This window comes from Nocardiopsis sp. TNDT3 (assembly GCF_003427465.1).
In the GTDB taxonomy this organism is placed as follows: Bacteria; Actinomycetota; Actinomycetes; order Streptosporangiales; family Streptosporangiaceae; genus Nocardiopsis; species Nocardiopsis dassonvillei.
On the sequence record NZ_QPFC01001256.1, the window covers coordinates 1 to 3296 of the forward strand.

1 protein-coding gene is annotated in these 3296 nt (G+C 75.3%); it reads right to left on the reverse strand.

What is annotated here, in order from left to right:
* On the reverse strand, window positions 1–3296 hold a 3296-nt coding region (locus DQW06_RS29040; protein WP_370449141.1), incomplete at both ends, for a hypothetical protein.

Below are 3296 nucleotides of genomic sequence, written 5' to 3' on the forward strand. Positions count from 1 at the left end.
AGAAGTCGCGCTTGACGTCGTAGGCCGCGTGGCCGGACGGGGCGTGTACGACGTGGCTGCTCGTCCCCGAGGTGTTGAGCGCGGTCCCCGTGCTCTTCTCGAAGGTCGCCGAGTACTCCACGAAGGGCAGGTCGAGCCGGACGCTCTTGCCGTTGGGCAGTTCGAGCCAGATGCCGAAGCCGCCGCCGATCGAGCCGGACGCCACGCTGGAGTGCTTCACGCTGGAGGAGTCGCTCTTGACCGCGGTGTTGCTGTGCACGAAGTCGGCCAGGCCGGGGGCGAAGTCCTTGCGGTCGTACTGGGTCGGCACCGACCACATCCGCATGATGCGGGGATGGCTGCCGGGGATCTCGATGCGGATGTGCGCGGAACTGTTGGACATCTGCGGCAGGTACTGCTGCAACCGGTCGTTGTCGAAGGTCGCCTCGATCCGCGCGCGGTACTCGTCGTTGCGCTTCTCCTTGCCGGAGGGGGTGCGGCCGCCGCCCCGGTTCCCCTCGGGCGGGGGGAGGATGTGGTCGGCGAGCCAGGTGCCGAGGGTGCTCCCGCCCGGCCTGCCGCCGCCTCCCGTGGTGGCGGTGCCGCCGTGGCGGTCGCCTCCGCCCCTGCGGTCGGTCCCGTCCCCGCGGTCGCCTTCACCGCCGCGGCCGTCCTCTCCGCCGCGGCCGGTCCCGCCGTCGCCGGACGCGGTGCTCACACCGGTTCCGGTGCCGGACACCGCCGGGGCAGGGGAGAGGCGGGTGATCTCCAGCGGGTGGCCGGTACCCGTGAACGGCCGGTTCACCGGCTCGTGGTGACCGTTCGCGTCCTTCGGTCCGTTGTCGGGCACGATCCGCCGGGGGGCGTCGGAGGTCACCACCTCGCCGGGCAGGTTCATGGCCAGCCCGTTGTACGCGGTCCCCTCCTGGACGCGCGGCGCGGTGAGGCCGGGACCGGTGACCGACGCCCTCATGCCGAGGTCTCCGACGTAGACGTTCGGGGCGCCGAGCAGTTCGATGCCGCTCGCGGCGTTGGCGCTGGCCGAGGCCGATCCGGAGGTGCCCCGGACCCTCGCGCCGCCGCGCCCGCCGACGGCCGCGATCGGCCCGGCGTCGTTGCCGTCGACGCCGGTCACGTAGAAGGGGCTCATCGTGAACTTGCCGCCGACGGTCTTGCCCGCGCCGCGCGACCCGCCGTCGCTGGAGTCCACCCCGGGCCCCGCGTCGTTGAGCCGCAGGAACCTGGAGTCCCCGCCGCCGCTCAGGGCCTTGGCGTCGACGTGGTAGAAGTCGTCGCCGAGGGAGCGCAGGTCGATGTCGGCGCTCCAGGTCTGCCCGCCCTGGGTGGTGTTGACGGTGCGCCCGCCCTCGCGGAGGAAGGGCCGCGGCCCCTCCCTCGTGAGGATGTCGACCACGCCGTCCACGATTCCCTGCCGTGCGGTGTCGGGCATGCCCGGCGTGTTGGCCAGGACGTCGTCGACGAACCCGGGCAGGTGCTCGGCGAAGAGCATGTGCGGTCCGAGGAGGTTGGACGTGGTCAGGTAGCCCAGGTCGTAGCTCTGACCGCTCCGGTCCGGCACGAAGCCGCCGTCGTAGGTGAGGGCCGGAAGCGGCGGGGGCGGCGGTGCGCCCTCCGGAGGGGCCCCCTCCGGTGATGTGTCCCCCTGGCGGACGGGTGGGTCGGTGTCGGGGGGGCCGAGCGGGATGTCCCTGCTGGTCCCGCCCAGGGGGACGGGGCCGGTGTCGCCGCTCGGGTCCGCGGGGGGCGTCATGACGGTCATGACGGTGATCGGGTTCCCGGGGCGCAGCAGGTCGGCCTGCATCCGGGCGAAGTCGCGGTAGTTGAGGTAGGCCTCGTTGGCTTCGCGCTGCGTCTGGTAGGCGCGGGCGCGCAGGTCGGCGGCGTCGGGGCGGCCCCGGCTCTCGGCCTCCCGGCTCTGGCCGACCAGGTCCTGGGCGCGCTGGTAGCCGTTGAGCGCGTCCTTGATGCTGGCCGAGGCCATCTCCCCGAGCCGGATCGCGGTGGTGATCCCGTCCGACACGGCCTGGGGGGAGGGGCGGCCGCGGCCGCCGGTGTTCGCGGCGGCGGAGCGGTCCTGGTCGCCTCCGCCCCGGGAGCGGTTGCCGTGGTCCGGTTCCGTGCCGCGGCCCCTGTCGCCGCCCTCGGTGCCGGGACCGTGCTGGTCGTCGGAGCGGTCACGGTCCTGGCCGCTCCGGTCGCCGCCGTCGGCGCTGTTGCCGTTGTCGCCCGAACCGTCCTCGTCCCGGCCGCCGTCCTTGTCGTCGTCCTTCTCCCGGCCGTCGTCGGAGGACGTCCTCTCCGGCTCCACGGCCGCGTCGATCCTCTCCAGGAGGTTCCGTACGCTGTCGGCGCGTTCGCGGGCGCTGGTGGCGATGTTCTCGGCGTCGTCGCGGGCCTTCTCAGCGGTCCTCGCGGCTGCCTCGGCGCTCTTGGCCGCGGCCTCCGCCTGCTGGGCGGCCCGCTGGGCGGACTCGTGTGCGCGGCGGGCGTCGGCGGCGGTCCTGTCGGCCGTCTTCACGGTCGCGTCGGCGTCCCCCCGGGCCTTCTCCGCGATCCCGCGTGCCTCGTTCGCCCGGGCGGCGGCCTCCCGGGCCTCCCGCGCGGTGGTCTCCGCCCTGGTGCGCAGGTCCTGTGCCTGCTCGGCCAGCTGCTTCGCGTCCTCGGCGGCCCGGGTCGTGGTCCGCACCGCGTCGCGTGTGGTCTGCCGGGCCTGCCGGGCCCGCTCCCGTGCGTCCTCCGCGGTCCGGTGGGCGGCGTCCTGCCGGGTGTCCGCCGTTCCCCGGGCGTCGGTGCCGTCCGATGTCGTCTGCCCGCCGGGGGAGGGCTGGGGAGCGTTCGCCGCCGCCCGGACCGCGCGGTCCGCGGCGGTGCGGGCCGCGCGGGCGTGGTCATCGGCCTGCTTGACCCTGTCGGTGGCGGCCTCCGCGCGGGTGCTCACCTCGGCGGCCCTGTCCGCGGCGGCGCGGGCCTCCTCAGCCGTGTCGGCGGCCCTCTGCGCCTCCTCCGCGGCCCTCTGCGCGTCCTGGGCGGCCCGGTCCGCGCTGTCCCGGTGTTCGGACGCGCTGGTGCTGAGCCCCTCGGCCCAGGTCCGCAGGGCCTCGGCGTCCGCGGCCGTCCGGTCGGCCTTCGCCTTCGCGGCGTCGGCCTCCGACTTCGCCTTCGCGGCGTCGGTCCGCGCCGTCTCCGCCGCGTCCCGGGCGGTGTCGGCCCGCTCGGCGATGTCCTCCAGGTCGGAGACCAGGCTGTCGGCCTCTTCCCGGGTCTCCCGCGCGGCCCTGTCCCGGGCGTCCTGGGCG